General features: G+C 63.0%; 26 protein-coding genes, 1 tRNA gene and 1 pseudogene. 12 read left to right on the top strand and 16 right to left on the bottom strand.

Annotated elements, in window-relative coordinates:
• Positions 1 to 8 precede the first annotated feature (8 nt).
• The 8 genes from pcaF to JI749_RS06570 all read right to left on the bottom strand — a co-directional run bounded on the left by pcaF (position 9) and on the right by JI749_RS06570 (position 6,972).
• Positions 9 to 1,211, bottom strand: a complete 1,203-nt coding sequence (gene pcaF, locus JI749_RS06605) for a 3-oxoadipyl-CoA thiolase (RefSeq protein WP_201661120.1) — start codon at positions 1,209 to 1,211, stop codon at positions 9 to 11.
• 1 nt (position 1,212) lies between these two features.
• Positions 1,213 to 1,881: a 3-oxoacid CoA-transferase subunit B gene (locus tag JI749_RS06600; RefSeq protein ID WP_201661118.1), complete on the bottom strand. Its 669-nt coding sequence runs from the start codon at positions 1,879 to 1,881 to the stop codon at positions 1,213 to 1,215.
• Complete coding sequence (locus JI749_RS06595) at positions 1,881 to 2,600, bottom strand: 3-oxoacid CoA-transferase subunit A (RefSeq protein ID WP_201661116.1); 720 nt, start codon at positions 2,598 to 2,600, stop codon at positions 1,881 to 1,883. The genes JI749_RS06600 and JI749_RS06595 overlap by 1 nt, the downstream gene beginning before the upstream one ends.
• Positions 2,601 to 2,725: 125 nt before the next feature.
• Positions 2,726 to 3,337, bottom strand: coding sequence for a protocatechuate 3,4-dioxygenase subunit alpha (pcaG, locus tag JI749_RS06590; protein WP_201661114.1), 612 nt, complete (start codon positions 3,335 to 3,337; stop codon positions 2,726 to 2,728).
• Positions 3,337 to 4,083: a protocatechuate 3,4-dioxygenase subunit beta gene (gene pcaH / locus JI749_RS06585; RefSeq protein WP_201661113.1), complete on the bottom strand. Its 747-nt coding sequence runs from the start codon at positions 4,081 to 4,083 to the stop codon at positions 3,337 to 3,339. Before pcaH ends, pcaG begins: the two co-directional genes overlap by 1 nt.
• Positions 4,080 to 4,466: a 4-carboxymuconolactone decarboxylase gene (gene pcaC / locus JI749_RS06580; RefSeq protein WP_201661111.1), complete on the bottom strand. Its 387-nt coding sequence runs from the start codon at positions 4,464 to 4,466 to the stop codon at positions 4,080 to 4,082. Before pcaC ends, pcaH begins: the two co-directional genes overlap by 4 nt.
• Positions 4,459 to 5,253: a 3-oxoadipate enol-lactonase gene (pcaD, locus tag JI749_RS06575; protein WP_201661109.1), complete on the bottom strand. Its 795-nt coding sequence runs from the start codon at positions 5,251 to 5,253 to the stop codon at positions 4,459 to 4,461. The genes pcaC and pcaD overlap by 8 nt, the downstream gene beginning before the upstream one ends.
• Positions 5,254 to 5,424: 171 nt before the next feature.
• The gene (locus tag JI749_RS06570; RefSeq protein ID WP_201661107.1) at positions 5,425 to 6,972 is read right to left on the bottom strand and encodes an MDR family MFS transporter; all 1,548 of its coding nucleotides are present in this window, start codon (positions 6,970 to 6,972) and stop codon (positions 5,425 to 5,427) included.
• A gap of 159 nt (positions 6,973 to 7,131) precedes the next feature.
• On the opposite strand from JI749_RS06570, the gene JI749_RS06565 reads away from it, so the two are divergent.
• Positions 7,132 to 7,617, top strand: coding sequence for a MarR family winged helix-turn-helix transcriptional regulator (locus JI749_RS06565; protein WP_201661097.1), 486 nt, complete (start codon positions 7,132 to 7,134; stop codon positions 7,615 to 7,617).
• A gap of 133 nt (positions 7,618 to 7,750) precedes the next feature.
• Here JI749_RS06565 and JI749_RS06560 read toward each other — a convergent pair whose 3' ends face one another.
• On the bottom strand, positions 7,751 to 8,335 hold the full coding sequence (locus tag JI749_RS06560) for a TetR/AcrR family transcriptional regulator (protein ID WP_201661094.1): 585 nt from the start codon (positions 8,333 to 8,335) through the stop codon (positions 7,751 to 7,753).
• A 96-nt stretch (positions 8,336 to 8,431) separates the two neighbouring features.
• Between JI749_RS06560 and JI749_RS06555 the strand changes: the two genes are divergently transcribed.
• Entirely contained in the window at positions 8,432 to 9,625 is a 1,194-nt protein-coding gene (locus JI749_RS06555; protein WP_201661091.1) for an FAD-dependent monooxygenase, read from the top strand.
• Here the strand turns inward: JI749_RS06555 and JI749_RS06550 are convergent, their stop codons facing one another.
• Entirely contained in the window at positions 9,626 to 10,261 is a 636-nt protein-coding gene (locus tag JI749_RS06550; protein WP_201661088.1) for a TetR/AcrR family transcriptional regulator, read from the bottom strand. It lies immediately after the preceding gene.
• Between the two features lie 105 nt (positions 10,262 to 10,366).
• Between JI749_RS06550 and JI749_RS06545 the strand changes: the two genes are divergently transcribed.
• The 5 genes from JI749_RS06545 to JI749_RS06525 are packed head-to-tail and all read left to right on the top strand — an operon-like array spanning position 10,367 to position 14,568.
• Positions 10,367 to 10,819 carry an anthrone oxygenase family protein gene (locus JI749_RS06545; protein ID WP_201661085.1) on the top strand — a complete coding sequence of 151 codons (453 nt, stop codon included), beginning with the start codon at positions 10,367 to 10,369 and terminating at the stop codon, positions 10,817 to 10,819.
• A gap of 52 nt (positions 10,820 to 10,871) precedes the next feature.
• Positions 10,872 to 11,483 carry a LysE family translocator gene (locus JI749_RS06540; protein WP_201661082.1) on the top strand — a complete coding sequence of 204 codons (612 nt, stop codon included), beginning with the start codon at positions 10,872 to 10,874 and terminating at the stop codon, positions 11,481 to 11,483.
• 34 nt (positions 11,484 to 11,517) lie between these two features.
• The gene (locus tag JI749_RS06535; RefSeq protein ID WP_201661079.1) at positions 11,518 to 12,429 is read left to right on the top strand and encodes a DMT family transporter; all 912 of its coding nucleotides are present in this window, start codon (positions 11,518 to 11,520) and stop codon (positions 12,427 to 12,429) included.
• Positions 12,430 to 12,434: 5 nt separating this feature from the next.
• A complete protein-coding gene (locus tag JI749_RS06530) occupies positions 12,435 to 13,667 on the top strand; it encodes an MFS transporter (RefSeq protein WP_201661075.1) in 1,233 nt (410 codons plus the stop codon).
• Positions 13,657 to 14,568 carry an aminoglycoside phosphotransferase family protein gene (locus JI749_RS06525; protein ID WP_201661072.1) on the top strand — a complete coding sequence of 304 codons (912 nt, stop codon included), beginning with the start codon at positions 13,657 to 13,659 and terminating at the stop codon, positions 14,566 to 14,568. Before JI749_RS06530 ends, JI749_RS06525 begins: the two co-directional genes overlap by 11 nt.
• Before the next feature lie 63 nt (positions 14,569 to 14,631).
• On the opposite strand, the gene JI749_RS06520 is transcribed toward JI749_RS06525, so the two are convergent.
• A complete protein-coding gene (locus JI749_RS06520) occupies positions 14,632 to 15,207 on the bottom strand; it encodes a dihydrofolate reductase family protein (protein WP_201661069.1) in 576 nt (191 codons plus the stop codon).
• A 347-nt stretch (positions 15,208 to 15,554) separates the two neighbouring features.
• On the opposite strand from JI749_RS06520, the gene JI749_RS06515 reads away from it, so the two are divergent.
• From JI749_RS06515 to JI749_RS06505, 3 genes and pseudogenes are all read left to right on the top strand, one after another.
• Positions 15,555 to 15,941: a nuclear transport factor 2 family protein gene (locus JI749_RS06515; protein WP_201661066.1), complete on the top strand. Its 387-nt coding sequence runs from the start codon at positions 15,555 to 15,557 to the stop codon at positions 15,939 to 15,941.
• Between the two features lie 210 nt (positions 15,942 to 16,151).
• Entirely contained in the window at positions 16,152 to 16,541 is a 390-nt protein-coding gene (locus JI749_RS06510; RefSeq protein ID WP_201661064.1) for a cupin domain-containing protein, read from the top strand.
• Between the two features lie 38 nt (positions 16,542 to 16,579).
• Positions 16,580 to 16,690, top strand: a pseudogene (locus tag JI749_RS06505) (RNA polymerase sigma factor SigJ); the annotation flags it as partial.
• 53 nt (positions 16,691 to 16,743) lie between these two features.
• Here the strand turns inward: JI749_RS06505 and JI749_RS06500 are convergent.
• The 3 genes from JI749_RS06500 to JI749_RS06490 form a co-directional block, all read right to left on the bottom strand.
• Positions 16,744 to 16,820: transfer RNA gene (locus JI749_RS06500), tRNA-Met, on the bottom strand.
• Between the two features lie 82 nt (positions 16,821 to 16,902).
• Entirely contained in the window at positions 16,903 to 18,354 is a 1,452-nt protein-coding gene (locus JI749_RS06495) for a UdgX family uracil-DNA binding protein (RefSeq protein WP_201661061.1), read from the bottom strand.
• Positions 18,354 to 19,589 carry a putative DNA modification/repair radical SAM protein gene (locus tag JI749_RS06490; protein ID WP_201661057.1) on the bottom strand — a complete coding sequence of 412 codons (1,236 nt, stop codon included), beginning with the start codon at positions 19,587 to 19,589 and terminating at the stop codon, positions 18,354 to 18,356. Before JI749_RS06490 ends, JI749_RS06495 begins: the two co-directional genes overlap by 1 nt.
• 225 nt (positions 19,590 to 19,814) lie before the next feature.
• Between JI749_RS06490 and JI749_RS06485 the strand changes: the two genes are divergently transcribed.
• A complete protein-coding gene (locus JI749_RS06485) occupies positions 19,815 to 20,144 on the top strand; it encodes a putative quinol monooxygenase (protein WP_233280888.1) in 330 nt (109 codons plus the stop codon).
• 106 nt (positions 20,145 to 20,250) lie between these two features.
• Entirely contained in the window at positions 20,251 to 21,201 is a 951-nt protein-coding gene (locus JI749_RS06480; RefSeq protein WP_201661054.1) for a ring-cleaving dioxygenase, read from the top strand.
• 237 nt (positions 21,202 to 21,438) lie between these two features.
• Here the strand turns inward: JI749_RS06480 and JI749_RS06475 are convergent, their stop codons facing one another.
• Entirely contained in the window at positions 21,439 to 23,412 is a 1,974-nt protein-coding gene (locus JI749_RS06475) for a vWA domain-containing protein (RefSeq protein ID WP_233280887.1), read from the bottom strand.
• Positions 23,413 to 23,615: 203 nt separating this feature from the next.
• Complete coding sequence (locus JI749_RS06470; protein WP_201662622.1) at positions 23,616 to 24,128, bottom strand: RNA polymerase sigma factor; 513 nt, start codon at positions 24,126 to 24,128, stop codon at positions 23,616 to 23,618.
• Between the last annotated feature and the right edge of the window lie 14 nt (positions 24,129 to 24,142).

Raw genomic sequence — 24,142 nt, 5'->3', positions numbered from 1 at the left:
GTGCCAATCTAGACGCGCTCGAGCGCAATGGCGATGCCCTGCCCGACCCCGATGCACATGGTCGCCAATGCCCGCCGCTTGCCGCTTAGGGCAAGCTCCAGTGCTGCCGTGCCGGCAATGCGCGCGCCACTCATGCCGAGCGGATGGCCCAGGGCGATCGCGCCGCCATTGGGATTCACATGATCGGCATCCTCGGCAACGCCCAGCTGGCGCAGCACCGCAATACCCTGGCTGGCAAAGGCCTCGTTGAGTTCCACGACGTCGAAGTCTCCTGGCGACAGTTCGAGCCGGGCACAGAGCCTTTCGGTTGCCGGGGCGGGACCCATGCCCATGATGCGCGGCGGCACGCCGGCCGTAGCACCGCCGAGAATGCGGGCAATCGGCGTGAGGCCATGTCGACGCGCTGCCGCTTCACTGGCAATGACCAGCGCCGCCGCCCCATCGTTGACCCCCGACGCATTGCCGGCAGTGACGGTACCCTCGGTAAAGAGCGGACGGAGTTTGCTCAGTGTCTCCACCGTCGTGCCCGCCCGCGGATGCTCGTCCCTGTCGACGACCACCGCCTCGCCCTTCTTCTGCGGCACCGAGACCGGCACGATCTCGCGCCCCAGTCGTCCACTGGCCTGCGCCGCGACAGCCCGGTCCTGGCTTCGCACGGCAAAAGAATCCTGGTCTTCGCGGCTGACGGAAAACTCGCGCGCTACGTTCTCACCGGTCTCGGGCATGGCATCCACGCCATACTGTGCCTGCATTTTCGGGTTGACGAAGCGCCAGCCAATGGTCGTGTCATAAATCTCGGCCTGGCGCGAAAACGCCGTGTCTGCCTTCGGCATCACGAACGGCGCGCGGGACATCGACTCCACGCCGCCGGCAATCAGCAGCTCCGCCTCCCCCGATTTGACCGCGCGCGCCGCCGTGATCACCGCATCCATCCCCGAGCCGCAAAGCCGATTGATGGTCGTCCCCGGGACAGAGAGGGGAAGGCCAGCCAGCAGCAGGCTCATGCGCGCCACGTTGCGATTATCCTCGCCGGCCTGGTTGGCACAGCCGAAGACGACGTCATCGACCGCGCCCCAGTCTACGCCGTCATGGGCCGCCATCAGTGCCCGAAGCGGCACCGCTCCCAGATCGTCGGTGCGAACCGAAGACAACGCACCGCCAAAGCGGCCTATGGGAGTGCGCAGATAGGCGCAGATGAATGCTTCCGCCATCTCAAACCTCCGGCACGACGAGTTCGGCAATCTCGCCATCGACCACGAGCTCGGCGCCGGTCACCGCCTGCAGGTCATCCAGACTGATTGCCGGAAGCTTTTCCCGCAACACGAAGCGCCGGTCCACGATGTCGATGACAGCCAGGCTCGTATAGACGCGGGTGACGCAGCCGACGCCGGTCAGCGGCAGGCTGCATGTCTTGACCAGCTTGGGCTTGCCATCCTTGGTCACATGGTCGGTGATGACGGCGACACGCTTGGCGCCATGTACCAGATCCATCGCCCCGCCGACCGCCGGGACGCCCTTGGGCCCGGTGCTCCAATTGGCCAGGTCGCCGGTTTCGGCGACCTCATAGGCTCCCAAAATGGCCACATCCAGGTGCCCGCCGCGCACCATGGCGAAGCTGTCGGCGTGGTGGAAGAAGGCCGCGCCGGGCTTCAGCGTCACCGCTTTCTTGCCGGCATTGATCAGGTCCCAATCTTCCTCCCCCGCAGGCGGGGATTCCCCGAAATTGAGAATGCCATTTTCGGTGTGGAAGATCGCCTCCCGCCCCAGTGGCTGGAACTTGGCCACCATTTCCGGAAAGCCGATCCCCAGATTGACATAGGCGCCGTCGGCAATGTCCTGCGCGGCGCGCCAGGCGATCTGCGCGTTGCTGAGCTTGTCCATCAATAGGCCACCTCGGCGCGCATCAGCGCCTCCTCTTGCTGGGCATCGGCAATTTCGACAATGCGATTGACGAAGAGGCCCGGAGTGATCACCTGCTCGGGATCGATCGTGCCCGGTTCGACAATACGCGTCGCCTGCACAATGGTCAGGCTGGCAGCCGCTGCCATGAGCGGGGAAAAGTTTCGCGCGGCCTTGCGATAGGTGAGGTTCCCCTGCCGGTCGGCCAGTTCGGCCTTGATGATGGCGACATCGGCCCTGAGCCAGCGCTCCTGCACATACATCCGGCCGTCGAACTCGGCGACGGGCTTGCCTTTCGCCAGTTCCGTTCCGTAGCTGGTGGGCGTGTAAAAGGCCGGGATCCCCGCGCCCCCCGCGCGGATGCGCTCGGCCAGCGTTCCCTGGGGCACCAGTTCCAGCCCGATATCGCCAACCAGGTACTTCTCGGTAAAGGCGCGGGGGTCGGCCGAGCGCGGAAACGAGCAGATCATCTTGGCCACCATGCCCGCATCGATCATGGCGGCGATGCCGATCCGTCCATTACCGGCATTGTTGTTGATGATGGTGAGTTTCCCGGGACTACCCGTGGCGCGAAATCGGTCGATCAGCGCGTGGATGAGCTCGATGGGGGCACCTGATCCGCCGAAGCCGCCGACCATGATGGTCATGCCATCCTCTATGTCGGCAACGGCCGCGGCCCGATCAGCGACGGACTTGTCCATGTCTGCTCCTCTGCATTTCTAAGAAATAGACACCGGAACGCGGACCTCGCAACACCGTTGTGCGCCCAACGCTATTTGTTCGATTATCGCCCAGAATCTTCTAGTGTAGCGAAGATGACCGATACCTACACGTCGAAGAATACCGTCTCCCGTTCGCCCTGCAGGTGGATGTCGAGCACGTATCGCGGCACGACGCTTTCCTCCCTGCGGGCGATGAGCGTCGCGCGCCGCAACGGATCGGCGATCTTCGTCAGGACCCAATCGGTGGCATTGGCATCGGCCTCGTCGGCAAAATAGAGCCGGGTCTGCAGCCCGATATTGACGCCGCGCGCCACGATCCAAAGCGCCACATGTGGCGCCATCGGCCGCCCATCAGGGCCGGGCACTGCGCCAGGCTTGATGGTCTCGAAGGTGAATACGCCATCGGCATCTGTCGGCTGCCGGCCCCAGCCCAGGAAAGCCGGCTCACCGCGGGCGGCCGGCCCGGCATAGGCGCCACTGGCATCGGCCTGCCAAAGCTCGACCACGGCGTCCCCGACCGGCGCGCCGGCGCCATCAACAACCCGCCCACTGATGACGATGCGCTCGCCCACCGTGTCCGGAGTCAGCATGCTGGCGCCCAGGTCGCTGGCATAGACCCCCCTGATGTCGGCAAAATTGGGCGTCATCCCGATATGCACATAGGGGCCGGCGGTCTGTGATGGCGTTTCCTTGAGCCTGGGTACCGGGTGCAGCATCAGTTTCCCTCGAGCTTGTTTTCGAACATGGTCGAACGCCGCCCACGCAGGACGATATCGAAACGATAGGCCAACGCATCCATGGGCGTCGTGTTGTGCCGGTCGAGGCGCGCGATCAACTGGTCGATTGCCGCCTTGTCCGGAATGGTGCCAACGATGGGGCACTGCCAGATCATCGGATCGCCCTCGAAATACATCTGGGTTATCAGCCGCTGCGCGAAGGCATGGCCGAAGACCGAGAAATGGATATGGGCCGGGCGCCAGTCATTGCCGCCATTGGGCCAGGGATAGGCCCCCGGCTTGACCGTACGGAACGAGTAGAATCCCTGCGCGTCGGTGATGGCGCGGCCGCAACCGCCAAAATTCGGATCGAGCGCGGCCAGGTACCCCTCTTTCTTGTGCCGATATCGACCGCCGGCATTGGCCTGCCAGAATTCGACCAGGGTGTTGGGCACGGCCCGCGCATTCTCGTCCAGCACCTGGCCATAGACGATCAGCCGCTGTCCGATGGCCTCCGTACCGTCCTGGCTGTAATTGCGGATAAGGTCGTTATCGAGCGGGTTGGGCCGCGAATGCCCGAAGGTCGGGCCGGTATTTTCCGAGGTGGTCCCGGCCAGTGCCAGCAGGGGTTGGCGCGGCGCCCTGAAAGTCGAACTCTTGTAGCCCGGCGTGTTGGCTGGCGGATGCCAGGCCCGGTCGCGCGGATAGAGCAAGCCATCCGCCCCCGGCAGGACGAGGTCGCTCATGGCGCTTCTCCCCGATTGCCCAATTCCTCCTTGGCGATCTTGAACGCACGATTGGCCGCCGGCACCCCGGCATAGACGGCCACGTGCAGCAGCGCTTCCTTGATATCCTCGGGCGAGCAGCCGGTATTGATGGTAGCGCGCACATGCATGGCCAGTTCCTCGTCATGCCCCAGCGCCGCCAGCAGCGCGATGGTCACCAGTGAGCGCTCCCGCTTGTCCAGGCCTGGCCGCGACCAGACCGAACCCCAGGCGCCTTCGGTGATGAAGCTCTGGAAATCGGCGTCGAATGGAGTCTGCCGTGCGGTGGCGCCGTTGACATGGGTGTCGCCAAGCACCGAGCGCCGCGTGGCCATGCCCCGCTCGTATAGACTTGCCTCAGTCATAGCCCACCTCGTTGAGAAATTGCGTCATCGCCGCAGCCAATGCCTGCGGTTGTTCAATGGAAGGAATATGCCCGCAATTGGGGATGATGGCGAACCGCGCGCCCACGATCGCCTCGGCCATGCTGCGCACCAAGTCTACGGGCGTGGAAAGATCCTGCTCCCCGACGATGACCAGGGTCGGCGTTGCAATGGCTCCGATCGCGTCCCGCAGGTCAGCATCGCGCAGTGCCGCACACGTGCCCGCATAGCCATCGACGGGCATGCGCAAAAACATGTTGCGCCACCCCGCCAGTTCCACGGACCGTCCGCTGCGGAAGCCCTCGCTGAACCAGCGGGCCATCACCGGCTCGACAATTGCATCGAGCCCGTTGTCCCGTACGGCAGAAATGCGCTGGCTCCACATCGCAGCGTCGCCGACCTTGGGCGCGGTGTCGCAGAGCACGAGCGCCGCCAATCTGTGTGGATGGCGTAGCGCGTAAGCCTGGGCGATCAGACCGCCGACGGAGACCCCGGCCAAGGCAAGCCGCTCGATGCCCAGATGCTGCAGCAGCCCCTCGAGATCGTCGACATGGTCGTCCAGCCGGTAATCGCCGGGTGGCGCGTCGCTCAACCCATGGCCGCGCTTGTCATAGGAAACAACGCGATATCGCGGCGTGAACTGCGTGATGACCCGATCCCAGATGCGGGCATCGGTGCCCAGCGAATTGGCCAGCACCAGCGACGGGGCGTCCGCACGGCCCTCGACTCTGAAATGCAGCACGACGCCATTGATCGAGGCAAAAGCCATTCTTCCTCCGCCCGCCAATTATGCTGGCTGACGGCTCCGAGTAAAATGACTAGTTCAGTCGGAGAGATAACCCGCCAATTATGCTGGGCCTTCCACCTATCAGATTTTAGCCCTGAGGGCCGCAATTGCATAACCGCAGCCCTCCGATTGCCAGCAATGCGTCGAGCCGAACTACTCCGCCAGCACGGCCTGTCGCTCCGGCGCCCGGCTCGGTGCCTTGCCATGCGACTGCAACTTCACATTCTTGATGAAGAGGGCACAGATCAGCCCAACGGCGAAGAGCGCGGCGCCGCTGTAGAACACCATCGAGAAGGCGGCGGCGAAGACCGATACCACCTCCTGCCCGGCCGCGGCCGGCAGCGTCGCGATCACGCTGGGGGTCATCTCGGTCATCTTCCCCGGCATGGCTGCCAGCGTCTCCGGGCTGATCCCGGCCTGGCCACGCAGGAGGCCCGCAGTCAGGATGCCGCCATTGGCGGCCAGACCCAGCGAGGCCCCGATCATGCGGGCCAATGTCAGCGTTCCTGTCGCGGCACCGACATCCTGCCGCGGTGCCGTAGACTGCACGGCCACCATCAGCGTCTGCATCTGCAACCCGATCGAGACCGAGAAGAAGAACATGAGCACGCCGATCAGCCAGATCGGTGTCGCAGCGTTGACCGTCGAGAAGGCCAGCATCACCGCAATGCCCAGTGCCATCGACGCCACCGGGTAAGGCTTGTAGCGCCCGGTGCGCGACACCAGGAAGCCGGTGCCCACCGAGGCAACCAACGATCCGACGGAGGACGGCAGGAACAGCAGCCCCGCGAAGGCCGGCGGCAGCCCGGTCACCGTTTGCAGGAACAGCGCGAAATAGTTGAGCATACCCAGCGTCGCCACCCCTGAAATTACCGAGATGATAAGCGAGAGCGCGATGGTGGAATTGCTGAGGAGATGCAGCGGCACGATCGGCTCTGCGGCACGCCGCTCGACCAGCACGAATGCCGCAGCGGCCGCAATGACGACGAGCGGCAGCAGGTAGACCATTACCCCACCATAGCCGCCGCCAAGGGCTTCCTCCGCCCAGAACACCAGCGCGGTAACCGCGCCGGCGAGCAGGAGGCCGCCCGAGTAGTCGATCTTGGGCTGCCGTCCGGTGGCAAAATTCGGCATGACCATGGCCAGCAAGGCGATAAGGCCCAGCCCGATCGGCAGGTTGATCAGGAAAATGTATTCCCAGCCGATGGCCTGGGCGATGAACCCGCCCGCCACCGGGCCGATCAGCCCCGAAACGGTGAACACTGCCGAACTATAACCCTGATACTTGGCGCGCTCCCTCGGCTCGAAGAGGTCGGCCAGAATGCCGAAGGCCGAGGTCATCAGCCCGCCACCGCCCAGTCCTTGCAGCACTCGCGCCGCGATCAGACTTTCCATCGACCACGCCAGCCCGCAAGCGAGCGAGCCGACGACGAACAGCCCGATCGCCACCATGAACACCCGCTTGCGTCCGAACAGGTCGCCCAGCTTGCCGTAGAAAGGCGTGACCGCCGCTGTGGCCAGCAGGTAGGACGCGCCGACCCAGCCGAACAATTCAAGTTTGCCCAGGTCGGCCGCAATTGTGGGCAAGGCCGTGGCTACGATCTGCATGTCGAGCACGGCCATGAACATCCCGACCAGCACAGCGCCATAGATGGCCATCTTGCGGCGGTGAGAGATCGGCATCGTGGTGGATTGAGTCATATCAGCGTCCTCAAAAAAGCGGCGCCAAAATGTGCCTAGGTCACATATGTGTCAAGGTCATATATTGGACTTGGTCCAATAATTTGCTATCGAGGCCCGATGACCGATACTGAGCCAGACCCATACGCCATCCATCGCGCGCACTTGCTTGAACTGGGAATGTCCCCAACTGCCGCCCAGGCGACCATCGACATTGACGGCGTGATGGCGCAGATCCGTCGCTCGATGGCCAAGCGAGAAATGGGTCGCCTGGCCCTGCGCGATCTCGAACTGCCCATCGACGTGGCCGATCTCGATATCCTTGCCGCACTCGAAGGTTGCTCGGCGCATTCAGGCGAGGCCACGGTCGGCTTCATTGCCGAGCGGCTCAACGTCGATCCTTCGCGCGCCAGCCGCATCGTGGCCGATGCAGTCGACAAGGGCATTGTCCGCCGGGCCGCCTCGCAATCGGATTCCCGTCGCATCGTGCTCGAATTAACCGAAGCCGGGCGCGCGCATGCGCTGGCCATCCGCCGCTACAAATGGCGAGTCTTCGCCGACGCGCTGGGTCACTGGCCGGAAGATGATCTTGTCACCTTTGCCAGGCTGTTCCAGCGCTTCAGCAACTGGATGGCGGAAGCCAAAGAAAACGCCGGAGCGCGCTAGCGTCGCGGGCCGGCGCGCAGCTGAAGAACGCCCGCCTCGCTGAGGGCGACCTATGAGGTTCAGACGAAAAGCCCGATGCCGCTACCCGGTAACTCATCGCAGGGCACCCCAAGGGCTCTGGCCCAGCTGATACTCAACCCTTGCTGTTATTGCCAAGCAGGCGCCCGAGCAGCGTCAGGCCGACCAGCAGCTGATTGGCATCGGGCGCCGTCTTGGGATCGACCATGTATTGGGTAAGCACGCCACTGATCAGCGCCAGCAGAACTTTCCCCAGCGCGGCGCGCGCCGATGGCTCAAGCGTTTCCTCGACAGTCAGAAACTGCTCGGGCAGGTCTTCGCTGGAGGCGGGATAGGCCTGGACGAGAATCTGCTTGAGGATCGGATTGTGCTCGGCCTCTATCAGGGCCTCGAAGCTTGCGACCATGAGCGGCCGATCGCGATGGAAGCTCTCGATGATCTGCGTCCACACGGCGACGAATTTTTCGTCCGGGCGGTCATATTCGATGCCCTGCGGGGCCGTGGCAACCACGTTGCCCCAATCCTCCATGGCGCTGGTGATGGCCTCCAGCATCAAGGCGTCCTTCGAGCCGAAATGATAGCCGATCGAAGCAAGATTGGTTCCTGACCGCGCGACGATGTCGCGCGCCGTCGTTCGGGCAAACCCCAGCTCCAGCAGGCTTTTCTTGGCACCCTCGAGCAACTCTTCCTTGTGTCCCATGCCGGCCGGCCCCTTTTTTATACAAACGTATGAATTGATCTATACAAAAGTATTATACATGTGTATAGATTGGTTATCGATAGCGAGGATATCATCATGTCTCAAGTCAAATCCGTATTGATCGCCGGCGCCGGTATTGCCGGTCCAGCCCTCGCCTTCTGGCTGGGCAAGCTGGGCTTGAATGCCACCATCGTCGAGCGCGCGCCGGCGCTACGCACTGGCGGATATGCGGTTGATTTCCGCGGCACCGCCATCGACGTACTCAACCGCATGGGCCTGCTGGAGCAGGTTCGTGCCTGCGACACGCATATGGGCGACATGATCTATGTTGACCGCAATGATCGCCAGATGGCCGTTCTGCCCGCTGCGGCAATGAGTGGGGAGATCGAGATCATCCGTGGCGATCTGGTTGGCATTCTGCACGACGCCACCAAGGCTGGCACGGAATACATCTTTGGTGACGCCATTGCCTTTATCGAGAACAAGCCGGACGGGGTCGAGGTCATCTTCGAGAGTGGCATCAAGCGGCATTTTGACCTTGTCGTCGGAGCAGATGGCCTGCGCTCCAGCCTGCGCCGGATGGCCTTTGGTCCCGAAGCGGCGCAGGTTCAGGACCTGGGCCTCTACGCCTCGATCTTCAGCGTCCCCAACACGCTCGGCCTCGACTATTCCGGCCGCCTCTTCAGCGCACCCGGTTCACTTGCAGGTGTCTATAGCGCGCGCCAGAACCGCGAGGCTCGGACGATGTTCTTCTTCAACAGCCCAGAGCCCCTCGGCAACCTGCGGGATGTGGCAGCGCAGAAGGGCGCAATCCGCCATCGCTACCAGGGCCAGGGCTGGCACGTGCCGCAACTGCTCAAGCACATGGACAATGCAGCTGACTTCTACTTCGACTCCGTGAGCCTGGTCAGCCTGCCGAAGTGGTCCAAAGGCCGGATCGGTCTGCTGGGCGATGCCGCATGCTGCGCCTCCCCGCTGTCGGGCATGGGGACGGGGCTTGCTGTCGTGGGCGCCTATATCCTGGCGCACGAACTGGCTGCATGTGGCAGCGACTTTGTCTCGGCCTTTGCCAACTACCAGGCTCGCATGCAGCCGTTCGCCACCGCGAGCCAGAAACTGGCCATGTCCGCGCGCGGCGGTTTCGTGCCGAATTCGTCATTCGGCATCGCGGTGCGCAATCTCATGCTCAAGGTGCTGCCGTTGATGCCGGGCAACGTCATCATGAAGCCGGTGCAGGATGCCGCCGAGACGGTGACCTTGTCACCCGATGGCTGGGCGGAAGCCGCCTGATCAAGTCGCGCGTGGTTCTTGGGTCACGAGCCTTTCCAGTTCGCCTAGAGCCATGCGCGTATAGCTCTGCACCACGGATTCGGCGTCAGGCCCCGGCAGACCTATCGCCAGCCGCATGGCCGACTCGCCAAGTGCCATCACCGCATATGCCGTAACACGCGCAACCTCGGCATCCAACGATGGCGACGCCCGGTTCATGGCCGCCGCCAGCAGCGCGCCATTGCGGGTATTGGCCTCCATCTCGATTCCATGCAGCGACTTGTCGGACTGAATGGCCAGCCAGACGTCACGCATAGCCGGACTTTGTTTCAGGAGGTCGAAATAGATCGCCATCAGTCGAATAAATGCGTCCCTGAGGGTCGCGGCGCTATCGACCGCGGCAAATTCCTGCTCGATGCAGGCGGAGCTTTCCGCATGGAAGAGGAGCCCCAACGCGCCGATCACCGCCGACTTGTCCCGGTAATACTGGTAGAGCGAGCCGATCGAAATTCCGGCACGCACCGCGATCTCATTCATGCTCATCGCATCGCTGCCTTTTTCGGCAATGAGCTCCTCGGCCACGCGAAGGATCAGCTCCTGCCGCGCTTTTGCGCGCGGCTGAACGGGCACCTTCCGCACGGACTGCAGTTCAAACATGAGCAATCCTCACTTTCACCTTGACGCATTCGCGACCTGACCATAAACATGAGCATAACTCACATTCTGGAAACTTCCTATGCCTAACCGATTGGACCTCTCCCAATGACCTTGAAGGACGGACTGATCCTTTCGTCGGCAATTGGCTGCGAGATCACCGGCGGTGTCTACTTCGCCTTTTCAGGCTTCGTCATGCCCGCTCTCGCGCAACAGGGGGGAGCCGGTGCTGCCGCCATGACGGACATCAACGAAGTTATCCTCGGCTCCGGCTTCATGCCCCTGTTTTTTGGCACCACCCTCGCTGCCGTGGCGCTCGGCATCATGGGCGGGTTCGATCTCCAGGCAAAACCGGGTCGACTGCTCCTCGCTGGCGGCATCCTTTACCTCGCCGGCATGTTTGGCTGCACGGTTGCGTTCAACGTCCCACTCAACGATGGGCTCGCAGCGGGGACGATATCTCGGAGCGATTATGTCGACCGGTGGACTCTATGGAACTCCGTGCGTGCAACGGCGTCAATCGGGGCGGCGGGGTTGTTCGCCTGGGTGCTCATCCAATGATGATCAACATAAGACGCGACATTGCTCGTGCATCCGAAGCGAGGCGAATGGCATGACATACGAATTTATCCTGACGACGCTCATCGTCGTTGCCTCGCCCGGGACTGGGGCCCTCTATACTATTGCCGCCGGCCTGGGACGGGGTAGGCGCGCGAGCCTCTGGGCTGCCTTTGGCTGCACGCTCGGGACATTGCCGCACATGCTTGCGGCCATCACCGGATTGGCGGCCATACTGCATGCAAGCGCCCTTGCTTTCGACATCATCAAATATGCCGGCGTCGCTTATCTTCTCTACATGGCTTGGTCGACGCTTCGCGAAACCGGTGTGCTTGCGGTCGAGCGGGAGGCTAGCAGCAAGTCGGCGCTGCAGGTGATCAACGAGTCCATCCTGATCAACATCCTCAATCCAAAGCTGTCGATCTTCTTTTTTGCCTTCCTGCCCCAGTTCGTGCCCACGTCGACGCCTGACGGACTGCCGTTGATGCTCCAGATGAGCGGCGTATTCGTCGCCATGACCTTCGTGGTCTTTTCGATCTATGGCCTCTTCGCCGCGGCGATGCGCGGACAAGTCCTTTCGCGGCCCTCGGTCATGCTCTGGATGCGGCGCACCTTCGCCGGCGCCTTCGTCCTGCTCGGCGCCAAGCTCGCCCTGACGCAGAGATAGCCGCGTGCGCGCCTCTGAAGGACAAGCGCCAGCCATGAAGCCCCAGGACTGGCTGCTCATTGTCGGACTGTCCCTGCTGTTCGGCAGTTCGTTCTTTTTTACCGAAATTGCCGGGGAGAGCCTCGGGCCGTTGACCATTGCGGCGTCCCGTCTGGTCATTGCCGGAGTGGTGCTGGCGGTGATCGCCCTGGTTCAATCGCGACGCACCGGGGCCAGGACACCGCACGGAACCCTGGTCCTGATGGGGCTGCTCAACAGCTTCCTTCCCATCAGCCTGATCGCCTGGGCACAGCAGAGCCTGCCCAGTGGCATCTCGGCCATTCTGGCCGCCACGTCACCGGTATTCGGCATCTTTTTCGCGCATGCCTTGCTGCGGCAGGAAAAGCTGACAACGATGCGGGTGGCAGCAACTATTGGTGCCTTTGTCGCGGTGGTCCTGGTCCTGGATCCGACCGGTACGGTGGGCCTGTCCGCCGGCCTGCCGCCATGGGCGGTTCTGGCCGCAGCCGCGAGTTCTGCCCTTGCCGGCGTCTTGGGCCGCAGGCTGATCGTTCCGGGCACAAGACCGCTCGATGTAGCAAGAGGACAGGTGATTTCCGCGGCGGTGATGGCAACGCTTGGTGCCGCGGTCTTCGAGCAGCCCTGGGCTCAACCTGCCCCCTCGGTGCAGGCATTGGCGTCGCTGGTGACAATGGGCCTGGTCTCCACGGCCCTCGCCTATGTACTCTTCTTCCGCCTGCTCGAGCGCGTCGGAGCCGCCAATACGCTGCTCGTCGGATTTCTCGTACCGGCTTCGGCAACACTGCTTGGCGCCACCTTTCTGGGTGAACGGCTTTCGTGGCTCCAGTGTGCAGGATACCTGGTGCTGGGATTGGCCCTGCTGGTCATCGGCCGGGCAAAGCCCGTACCGGCTGACACCCCCCTCCCTTCCGAGCAAGCCCGGTAGCATCCATGGTTCTGTCCAAACCCGAACTGCGCGTCGGACTGCTGCTTGCCGTGGCAATGTTCCTTTCCGGTGTAACGGCAGCAAGCACCTATCCCTATAGTTCGGTGGTCGCCATCGAGTTTCTCGGCATGTCTGGACCGCTGTATTCGGTCGTAATCGCCGTTAGTTCGATTGTCGGCGCCACGCTGTCGGGCATTTTCGGCTACTTCTCCGACCGTCTGCGAGACCGCCGCCTCATGGCCTTGTTTTCAGCATTTGCCGGGTGCGTGGGCTATGGGATGATTTATGTATTCCGCAACACCACGGCGTTCACTGTGGCCACCTGCCTCATCACGCCTGCCGCAATGTCGCTCTTTTCGCAAAACTTCGCCTATGCGAGGGCCTATTATCAGATGTCGGGCTCGGAGCGTGCCGACTTGGCCGTCTCTATGCTGCGCAGCGTTTTTGCGACGGCGTGGATCGTCGTCCCGCCGCTGGCCGGCTACCTGGCGGCCGTGGCTTCCCCGTTCGACGTCTACCTGATGACGGCCGTAGCCTATGTCGCCTGCGGCGCCGTGATCGTCTTCATGATGCGCGATCGCGCAACCGCCGTGCGGCCACCCAAGGCCTCGGCACAGCAGGCGGCGGAACAGCGGACCGCTCCAATCCCGGTGGTCTTCGGGCTTTTTGGCATTTTGCTCATGACGGTCGCCATGCGCCTGGTCGGCACAGCAATGCCGCTGGTCATTGTTGCGGAGATGGGCGGCTCGGTGGGTGATGTCGGCCTCTATGCTGGGCTGGCGGCAGCCTGCGAAGTGCCCTTCATGATTCTCTGGGCCTATCTGGGCCTGCGCATACCGCGAACCATCATCATTTTCGCCAATGGCCTGCTGCTTTGTCTCTACCTCGTCGTAGCCAGCGGACTGACCAGCGTGCAGGCCCTCCTTTGGTTGCAGCCACTCAATGGCCTGGCAATGGCAGCCCTTCTCACCACGACCATCAGTTACACCCAGGATGCCATCAAGGGCCGGGTCGGGCTCTCGTCGTCGCTGATCGATATACTGGGCGTCGCAGCATCGCTGCTTGGTGCGGTGATCTTCGGCGTCGTGAGCGCCATTGCCCAATATCGCGTCGCAATCACCATAAGCGGTGCCGTTGCGGCGCTGGGCGGATTGGCGGTCCTGCTCACTGAATACGGACCGGCGCTCCTCCGTCGCCCCCCAGACGTTCCAGACCCGAGGCACGCAGATGAACGATGACATTCCCACCGGGGAGCGGATCGATGTGACCGCGGAGACTGTCGCGGCGCTGGTCGCGGAGCAGTTTCCGCAATTCGCCGATCTGGAGGTTCGGCGGGTCCGCCAGAGCGGTTGGGACAATCATACCTTCCACCTCGGCGATCGGCATAAGGTGAGATTGCCGGCATCGGCCGTCTACCTTTCGCAGATAGACAAGGAAACGGTCTGGATTCCCAGGCTGGCACCCCAACTGCCTTGCCTCGTCCCACACCCGGTCGCGGTCGGCAGGCCCGGCCCCGGCTACCCCTTTCCTTGGTCGATCTGGGAGTGGATCGACGGCGTTCCCGCCGAACGCAGTGCGATTTCCGATCTTGGGCAATTTGCCGAAGACCTGGCGGGCTTCCTGCTGGCGCTGGCGCAAAGAGAAACGGCGGGCGCCCCGCTGGCCGGCCCCGACAACTTCTTCCGGGGCGGCGATCTTGGCGTTTATGACCAGCAGGCGCGCCAATGTCTGCTCCAACTGAATGGGATCGTCGACACCGCGCGACTGACCAAGGTATGGCACGAGGCAATTGCGAGCCGGTGGCAAGCTGCGCCGGTATGGGTGCATGGCGATATTGCCTGGGGCAACCTTCTGGTGCGTGACGGCAAGCTGCATGCCGTCATCGACTTCGGCTCCTCAGCCGTCGGCGACCCGGCGTGTGACTTGGTCATCAACTGGACGCTGTTTGACGCCGGAGCCCGCAGCCGCTTCCGGGCAGCCTACGACATCGACCACCAGACCTGGCAGCGTGCGCGCGGCTGGTGCATCTGGAAGGCAATGCTGATTATTGCAGACAACCTCCAGGATGCCGCCGTGGTCGAGCGCGAACGAGCGGTCCTCCAGCAGGTCATGGACGACCTGGATGAAAGCCGCTCCTGAAAGCCGGGACCGGCGACGACGCCGGAGAAACGACCTGCTTCCGTGCTCAATCCAAGGCATTGCCTAGCGGACAACATCGTAGACCAGCTTCTGGACGCCGTTGGCATAGGTCTGTGCCTCGACCACCTTGAGCATCTGCTTGTCCTTGTCGCTCTGGCTGAAAAGGCGCTTTCCAGCGCCCAGCAAGACCGGGAACACCAGCAGATTGTACCGATCGACCAGGCCGGCATCGGCGAGATTGCGGTTCAACGTGGCGCTGCCATGGACGATGATGGTCCCATCATAGCCGTCCTTGAGCGCGGCCACTTCGTCGAGGGAACGGAGGATTGTCTGCTCACCCCAATTGTGAACCAGGCTGGCCTGCTCGAGCGAAGAAGAGACGATGAATTTGGGTAGGGCGTTGTAGCGCGCGAAGTCATCGGTCATGCTCGGCCACACCGGGCTGAAAGCTTCGTAGCTCGCGCGCCCCATCATCATGGCCGTTGCTTCGTCCTGCTCCTTGGCCTTGAGGTCGTACACCTCGGGGAGAAACTCGATGTCCTGGAACGTCCAACCGCTATTGCGATAGCCCGGCTCGCCGCCTGGCGCTTCCATGACGCCGTCGAGAGACACAAAAGCAGTAGTAATAAGCTTGCCCATTTCCTGTTCCTCTTCGTGCTGGTCCGTGCCAGCCAATGTTGCACCGGGGCAGCGAATGTGTTGCCCGTTACACTGACAACGATCGAGCACTCCCCGTTTCGACGAGGGCCGGCGATCTTTCGCTGCCAAGACCGGGGTGCCGCGCATAGGGTGGTGGGCATACTCGGGTCGACCCGATGGGGGCTGGGGGCTGCCAGCGACGGATTACTGTGCTGTTGGCGCCGGTAGTCACCGGCATGATCAAGCTGCGCGGCCGACTGGAGCAGCCTTCTTTGACCTGAACTGAGGGGCAGCAACCCTCGCATGCCAGCAACAGCAATAAATCGTCAAAAAAATCGGAGACTGTCGTGAACCTGCTCGCCTACGCCGATAACTGGTGCGCCGCCTGGAACGCGCACGACCTGGAGCGGCTGCTGCAGGACTTCGACCAGGCGGTGGTCTTCAAATCGCCGGCGGCAGCAAAGCTCGTCCCGGGTTCCGGTGGGACGATCATCGGGAAGCCCGCCCTGCGCGCCTATTGGAGCGAAGGTCTGAGGGTCATACCCAACCTGCGGTTCCAGGTGCTGGCCGTTTACGAAGGCGTGGACTGTGTGACCATCAATTATGTCAACCAGGATGGTCGCGAGGCAAACGAGGTTTTGATCTTTCGGGGCGACAGGATCATTTCAGGCTTTGGAACCTACCGCATCGGCACGCCGGCGACCTCGGACGAAAACCATGCGCAGATCCGTTAGTCACGGACGACTATACTAGCCTGGCTGTGGTGGCTCCATTCGGCTAGGCCTCTGGCCGCTTGAACGGAGCGAGAATGACCCCGCCCTTGCCAGACAGAGCGTGCCGCAATTTGACACGGCCTTGCGACGCAGCCGAAATCGTCCAGCTGGTTTCCGAGACCATGGAATTGTCATTTGCCCAACCAAGCGCGCGCAACGACGGAGTGACCGATGAAGTTCGAGCCATTTGATCCCGCTACCGCCCAGCCAGACGGCCGACGCCCAACCAAGCTCAAGCTGTTCGACGCCACGAACGGGGAGGTCTGGCGCGGGCATCTTCTGGGCGACGCGCTGGGGACCAGCGTCACCGTTCTGGCCTATGGCAACGAGACCATCGGCGAGGGACCCAAATTGCATGTGCATCCCTACGACGAAGTCTTCATCGTTATCGCAGGACGCGGCCGCTTCTATGTCGGCGATGAGATCATCGATGCCGAGATCGGGGACGTCGTCCTTGGCCCCAAGGGCATACCGCACCGGTTCGAGAATCTGGGCCCGGGCCGGCTGCAAACCCTGGACCTCCATTTGGGCCCGCGTTGGTACCAGCACAACCTGGGGTGACGCGGCAGAAACCGCCAATCCGTCTAGTCAACGCTGCGCTGTCGCTGGAGGCCGACGGCGAATTGCAGACAACTGTCTTGCTGATCGAAGACGACAAGGTGGCGGCCATCTACGTCGTCCGCAACCCGGATAAGCTCAAACACCTGCACGAGCGTCAGCTTCCGCCGGAAACAAAAAACCCCAGCAATGGCTGGGGTCGTGATGGTAGCGGAGGAGGGATTTGAACCCCCGACACACGGATTATGATTCCGCTGCTCTAACCAACTGAGCTACTCCGCCCCAAAGGGCGGCCCGGCTTGCCGGGCGACGCGCCCTAACTAAGTTTAGCCCGTTCCCCTGTCAAGCGGCCAGATAGCGGTGATCAATGCGTCTTGCGCAGGCCTGCGATGGCTTCACGCACCAAGAGCAGGTCGGCCTCGAACTTCGCCTGTTCCCGCGCCTTGCCTTCCACATCTGGAATGCGCAGCAGGTAGGATGGGTGGTTGGTGACGAACAGCGTGGTGCCGTCCGCCAGAGCGATCGGCGTGCCGCGCAGCTTGCTGATGGTCACCGATTTTCCGAGCAAGCTCTGCGCCGCAGTGGCACCAAGCGCCACGATCACCTTGGGTTTGACCAAGCCGATCTCGAGGTTGAGCCAGAACTTGCAGGCCTGGATCTCGCCACCATCGGGCCGCTGGTGGATGCGGCGCTTGCCGCGCGGCTCGAATTTGAAGTGCTTGACGGCATTGGTGACATAGACCCGGGACCTGTCGATGCCCAGCTTTTCCACCGCCCGGTCAAGCACCTGCCCCGCGGGACCGACAAAAGGCTTGCCCGCCAGATCTTCCTGGTCGCCCGGCTGCTCGCCGACGAACATCACCTCGGCATGTTCGGGTCCCTCGCCAAACACGGCCTGGGTTGCGTGCTCGTAGAGCGGGCAGCGCCGGCAGCCCTGCACTGCGGCGCGAGCATCGGCCAGGCTGGCAATTTCGCCGACGTCTTCAGCACCTTCTACCTCCCGCGCCTGCTGGCGAAGGTGGCGTGATGGTGGTTGGCTGGCGGTGCGTTCGATCATCTCGGCCTCCATCTGCCTGGCCCCGCGGATCAGGGGAGCAATGAGTTCGGCCTCGGGCAGGTTGCGCCAATATTTGACCGGCATCTCTGATTTCATCATCGAAACCTTGAGCCGGGCCGGGTTGAAGATCGAGGAAAAGTAGGTTTTCCAGTCGCCTTCCACGGCATCGTCCTGCGGAACATCTGCCCGCTTGCCACCCGGTCCAAAGGCGAGGCTTTCTCCGTCCCAGTAGGCGCTGCGATAGGGGGTCACGATCGCCCAGACCATGCCGTCGAAGCGCCGGGCGAAGAACGGGGCCGTGCGCTCGAGTGTGTAATGCTCCGGCTCAAACCAGGCGGCATAGCGCTCGAGGCCGCTGTCGTCGACAATCGATTTGAAGCGCACGAAGGCCTTCATCTTGTGGCTGTCACGGCGCACGGCCGATGTCCACTTCGTCAGCAGACTGTTGTCCGGATCAGCAGAATTCTGCAGCAGTTGCCCGTCAGCTTGCAGCCGCCACAGCAGGCGATAAAGCACCGCAAACCGCGCCGGATCGGCGTGGCAGATAGCTTGTTCGGCCAGATCGAGGAATTGGCGGGGAACCGAGCCGACCGGATGATCGGCCAACGGCAATGGCGTCGGCTGATCGAGGAGACCGCCTACATCGCCCAGCATACGCCACTCCACCTGGTCGGGGGATAAACCGGCGGCCAAAACCTGCCGCGCCTTGCCGCGCCACTCGGCGAAATCGTTGAGCCCCTCCATGCGCACGATATGCATCAGAAGAGGCTCAACTGTTCCGGCTGCGGCGTCAGCCTGGCCCGCAGGCGAGTATCATCAGTCAGTCCGCCGGGGGTCCAGTCCGCGCATTCGATGAACGGCCGCACCTTGTCGATCGAGCCGGCAATGCGCGCCACGTCGTCCAGCCGCAGCCGGTGATGCCGGCGGGTAGCGATGATGCGGTCGACGCCCCGCGTGCCCAAACCCGGCACGCGCAGCAGCATTTCCCGATCAGATCGGTTCACGTCCACCGGAAACAGCTGTCGGCTCTTGAGCGCCCACGCTAGCTTGGGATCGATGTCAAGATCGAGCAAACCACCCTCCCCGCCCGCGACGATTTCGGGCACGTCGAAGCCATAAAAGCGGATAAGCCAGTCGGCTTGGTACAGCCGATGCTCGCGCATCAGTGGCGGCGGCTTGAGCGGCAGGCGCGAACTGGCATCGGGAATGGGCGAGAAGGCAGAATAGTAGACGCGCTTGAGCCGATATCCAGAATAAAGGCCAGCCGCCCGGTGAAGGATGGCCCCGTCATCTGCGGCATCGGCCCCGACGATCATCTGCGTCGATTGTCCCGCCGGCGCGAATTTGGGTTTCGCGGCCTTGGCCTTCTTGTCGGGATCGGCTTCGTCGAGCTTGCCCCGCACGCGGGCCATGGCGGTGCGGATCTCACTGGGCTTTTTTTCCGGCGCCAGCGTTTCGAGGCCGATGTCGGTGGGCATTTCGATATTGGTCGAGAGCCGATCGGCCCAACGCCCGGCTTCGGCCAGCAGGTCCGGAGCGGCATTGGGGATGACCTTGAGATGGATGTAGCCGGCGAACTGGTGCTCCTCCCGCAGCGACCGCGCCACCCGCACCAGTTCCTCCATCGTATAGTCGGGTGAGCGGATGATGCCCGAGGACAGGAACAGCCCCTCGATATAGTTTCGCTTGTAGAAATCGAGCGTGAGCCTGACCACCTCCTCGACGCTGAACCGTGCGCGGGCGACGTTGGAGGACGAGCGGTTGACGCAATAAATGCAGTCATAGACGCAGAAATTGGTCAGCAGGATCTTGAGCAGGCTGATGCAGCGGCCATCCGGCGCATAGGAATGGCAGATGCCGCTGCCCTCGGTCGAACCGATTCCCCCCGTCCCGACGCTGTTGCGCTTTTCCGACCCGGACGAAGCGCAGGATGCGTCGTATTTCGCAGCATCGGAGAGGATTGCCAGCTTGCGGCGCAAGGTCAGCGCGGCCATGTTCGTTCCCTTTATGTTCACATCAAGGGATAGCGCGGATTGCGGAGCCGATGCATGTCAAAAAGACATGAGTCGGGGATTTGTGATCGGAGCCCGAACGCGCTCGATCGTCACCCGAGGGCACGGCACTTGCAGAGCGCAGCAAAATGTAAAGCCCTCGGGTCAAGCCCGAAGGTGACGGCCGGTGGTTGGACGTGGTGTAGTTGCGCCAAACTGGAGTCGCCCATGGACATGCTCAACGACCTGCCGACCACCGGGCCCATTACCCTGATCGCCGAATTCACGGCCCGACCCGGCCAGGGCGATACGGTGGCCGCCTTGCTTGCCGGCCTCGCCGCCGACGTGCGGCAGGAGCAGGGCAATATCGCCTTCGAGTGTTTCCGCCGGTTGGACGACGCCTCAAAGTTCGTGGTCTATGAAATCTATCGCGACAAGGCGGCTTTCTCGGCGCACATCACCGCTCCCTATGGCGCCGTCTTCAATGCCCGGCTGCGCGAGCTGATCGTCGAGCCGAATTCAGTGCTGACGTTCCTCACACCATCGTCCGTTCAATAATCGACACCAGTCCGTCGCTATTGTCCTTCTCCACAAGCCGAGCGCAGTCCTCTACATCTGTCTGCAACACGGCGCGCAACAACCCCGCCGCTTCAGGAGACACCAGATGACGCTCGAACTCGGAGGCATCCATCACCTCACGGCGGTAACCGCCGAGGCCAAGAAGAACCTCGCCTTCTATACCCAGACCCTGGGCATGCGGCTGATCAAGAAGACGGTCAACCAGGACGACACCACGGCCTATCACCTGTTCTATGGTGACGGCGTGGCTTCGCCCGGCGCCGACCTCACCTTCTTCGACTTCCCCGCCGCCCGCGAACAGCGCGGTAATCACACCGTCAGCCGCACCGGCCTGCGCGTCGACAGCGAGGACAGCCTCAACTGGTGGAAGAACCATCTGCAGGCCAACAATGTTGGCACGTCCGCCATGAAGGAACGCAATGGCCGCCTGTCGCTCGATTTCGAGGACTTCGAGGGCCAGCGCTTCCGTATGGTGATCGACGAGGCCAATAAGGTCGTGCCCTGGGCCAAGTCGCCGGTGCCGGCCGAACGGCAGATCATTGGCTTGGGCCCGATCTCCTTGGCCGTGCCGCGGCTGGACCGGACAGAAGCCGTGCTGACGCAGGTGATGAACATGCGCAAGGTTCGCTCCTACCCCGCCGCCAATGGCGTTGCCGAAACCCATGTCTTCGAAATGGGTCCTGGCGGTCCGGGTGCCGAACTCAATGTCGTGGTCGATCCGAGCCTTTCGCCGGCCCGTCCCGGTGCCGGTGGTGTCCACCACGTCGCCTTCCGCACGCCCGACCAGGACAGCCTGCGCCAGTGGATCCGGCGGGTGAATGACGTCGGCATTCGCTCCAGCGGCGAAGTCGAGCGCTTCTATTTCACCTCGCTTTACTTCCGCGAGCCCAATGGCATCCTGTTCGAGATCGCCACCGACGTCCCCGGCTTTGCCGCAGACGAGCCGATAGAGACCCTCGGCGAAAGCCTGGCCCTGCCGCCCTTCCTGGAAGGCAAGCGGGCCAGCATCGAAGCGGGATTGAAGCCGCTGGTTTAACGGCTGGGCGCCTCTTCACCTCTCCCTTTGGGGGAGAGGTCGACCCGTCTTCGGGTCGGGTGAGGGGGCCTTTACAGAGCGCTGCGTGAGGGGAAGGCCCCCTCACCCGGCCTACGGCCGACCTCTCCCCCAAAGGGAGAGGTGAAGGACTTTCATCCGCCCTACGAAGCCAAATGAAAACACCCTCGGGCCTGGCCCGAGGGTGACGATCGCGTCTTGCGGATTACCCAGCGCAAACTACTGCTGCGGGGCGCATTCCCCGGTCGTGCCCATGATGCAGCCCGGGTCGGGCCGGGTCGTGTCCACGTCAACCGTATCCGGCTGCAGAAGTGCCGTCGTCTTGATCAGTTGGATGAATTCGGCGCGGTAGCCGCTTTCGTCCTCGCCCTTGCCAGAACGAGCCAGCGCGGCGATGTCGCTCCAGCTCATTTCCCCGCCATAGTTCGAGCCCTTGAGCTTCTGCCCATAGGCGGCCACGGCTGCGGCAAAGCGCATGTCGTCGCTGACTTCGCCGATATCGCCATAGACCACCGACGGTGTCACCGGCTGCTCGATGAGCTGGCTTACATCGCTCTCGGGCAGCTTGTAGCGCATCTTGAGGAAGGCAATTTCCTGCCCGGTCGACATCACCGGCTCCTCGGCGCCATAGCGCAGCGGATCGACCAATCCGGCACCCGACCCGACGGGGGTAATCTCGTAGATCGCCGTCACGGTATGCCCAGCGCCGATATCGCCGGCATCGACCTTGTCGTTGTTGAAATCCTCGCGATTGAGCGCGCGGGTCTCGTAGCCGATCAGCCGATACTCGGCGACCATGGCCGGGTTGAACTCGATCTGGATCTTGACGTCCTTGGCGATCATTTCGAGCGTGCCGCCCATTTCTTCCACCAGCACCTTTTGGGCCTCGCGGAAGCTCGAAATATAGCTGGCATTCCCGTTGCCGTTTTGCGCCAGCGCCTGCATCGTCGCGTCGTCGAGATTGCCCTGGCCAAAGCCGAGCACCGACAGCGTCACGCCGCTGTCGCGCTTGGCCTTGATGAAATTCTCCAGGTCTTCCGGATTGTCGATGCCGACATTGAAATCGCCGTCGGTGGCGAGGATCACCCGGTTGGTGCCGCCTTCCACCTTGGCCTGCTCGGCCAGCCTATAGGCCAGTTCGATCCCCTCTGCACCAGCTGTGCTGCCGCCGGCCGAGAGATTATCCAGCGCAGCCAGGATCTTGGCCTGCTCGGTCGCCGGGGTCGGCTCTAGCACCACGCCGGCCGAGCCGGCATAGACCACGATGGACACCGTATCATTGGCGGACAGTTGGTCGACCAGGAGCGCAAAGGCGCGCTTGAGCAATGGCAGCTTGTCGGGCTCGTCCATCGAGCCTGACGTGTCGATCAGGAATACCAGGTTGCTGGCCTTGTCTTCAGTCACCGGGGGGACATAACCCTTGATGCCGATATGGAGCAGCTGTGTCTTGGGGTTCCAGGGCGTGGGGTAGACCGCCATGGTCGGCTTGAACGGCACCGAGGCACTATCGGCCGGAGCGTAGTCGTAGGGGAAATAGTTGATCATCTCCTCGATGCGCACCGCATCAGGCTCGGGCAGGTAGCCGTCCTCGATCATCCGCCGCACATAGGAATAGCTGGCGGTGTCGACATCGATCGAGAAAGTCGAGACCGGTTCTTCGGCCACGGCCCTGAGCCGCTGTTCCTCGAAGCCGGTGAATTCGTCGCCACTGGGCTGCGTCGGCTGCGCGACAGTTGGGGGCATGGGGGCGGGCGCGGCCATGAATGTGCCGCTTTCCGCCATGGCCGCCCCGGCAGGCGCCTGCTGCGGCGCCACCGTGCCGCCAACCATGGGCGCTTGCTGGCGGGCAACTTCGGTATCCATCAGCCCGCTATCGAGATCGGGCGCCATCTCCTCCATCGGCACCGGCTCGGGGGCAACGACACTTTCGTCGCGACCCGCGGCCGCCGCTTCCGTGCCTGGCGAGACCGGGGTTACCGTCATCGGGCTGGCGGTGCTGTTGGCCACCGCATCGACCGCCTGCTCGGCCTGGGTTTCGACACCCTGTTCGACCGGCGGCGGTTCGACCGAAGTGACCGGGCGCGGCGGCACGGCGTCAGCCGGCGTCATCGAGGTTGTCGAATAGAGCTGGTAGCCGAGTGGCAGGATGAGCAGGGCGATAGCGGCAGTGCCGATGGGGAGACGCATGTCCATGATCGATTTCCCTTTCCAGGAAGTGATGATGGACGTGAGACGCTGGCCCCAGGACGATCCTTGGGCTGCCGGCGAAGTTTTTTTGTTCGCAGCCTCGAACGCCGCCATGCCCGCCGCCATGGCACGCTTTCTGGCCTCGGCGCGCGGGTCGGGCGCCTGGGCGCCTTTCAGCTGTTCAAACGGATCGTGCATGTCGTCATTGCTCATAGCAGCCCCCTCAGGGTCTTGCGGGCCTCGTGGACATGGAACGACACCGTCGCTTCCTTGATGCCCATGATCTCGGCCGCCGCCGCGTGGCTCAATTCCTCCGCATAAACCAGCAGCACCGCGTCGCGCTGCTTCTCGGGCAGGGTGCGCACCGCCGCCCAGAGCTGGCGATTGGTCGCTGCCTCTTCCTGCTCCGCCGGCTGGTCCTCCGGCGTTACCTCGGCATAAGCATCGGCATATTTGCCGCGTCTTTTGCCCGCCCGCTGCATGTCGCGCACCGCGTTGAGCGTGATGCGATAGACCCAGCTCGAAAAGGCGCTGCGCCCGTCGAAGCCGGCAATGGCGCTACCCAGCTTCACACAGACATCCTGCGCGATGTCCTCGGCATCGGCGCGATTGCCGCACCATTTCCAGGCCGTGCGATAGATGAGGTCATAGTGATCCTCAATCAGCTCGCCAAAGGCTTCGGGATCGCCGTGCTGCGCGCGCACGACCAGCGCCCGCGTCATCGCGTTCGCAGCAT

It is taken from the genome of Devosia oryziradicis, from assembly GCF_016698645.1.
Taxonomy (GTDB): domain Bacteria; phylum Pseudomonadota; class Alphaproteobacteria; order Rhizobiales; family Devosiaceae; genus Devosia; species Devosia oryziradicis.
This window is presented reverse-complemented; position numbering and strand designations above follow the sequence as displayed.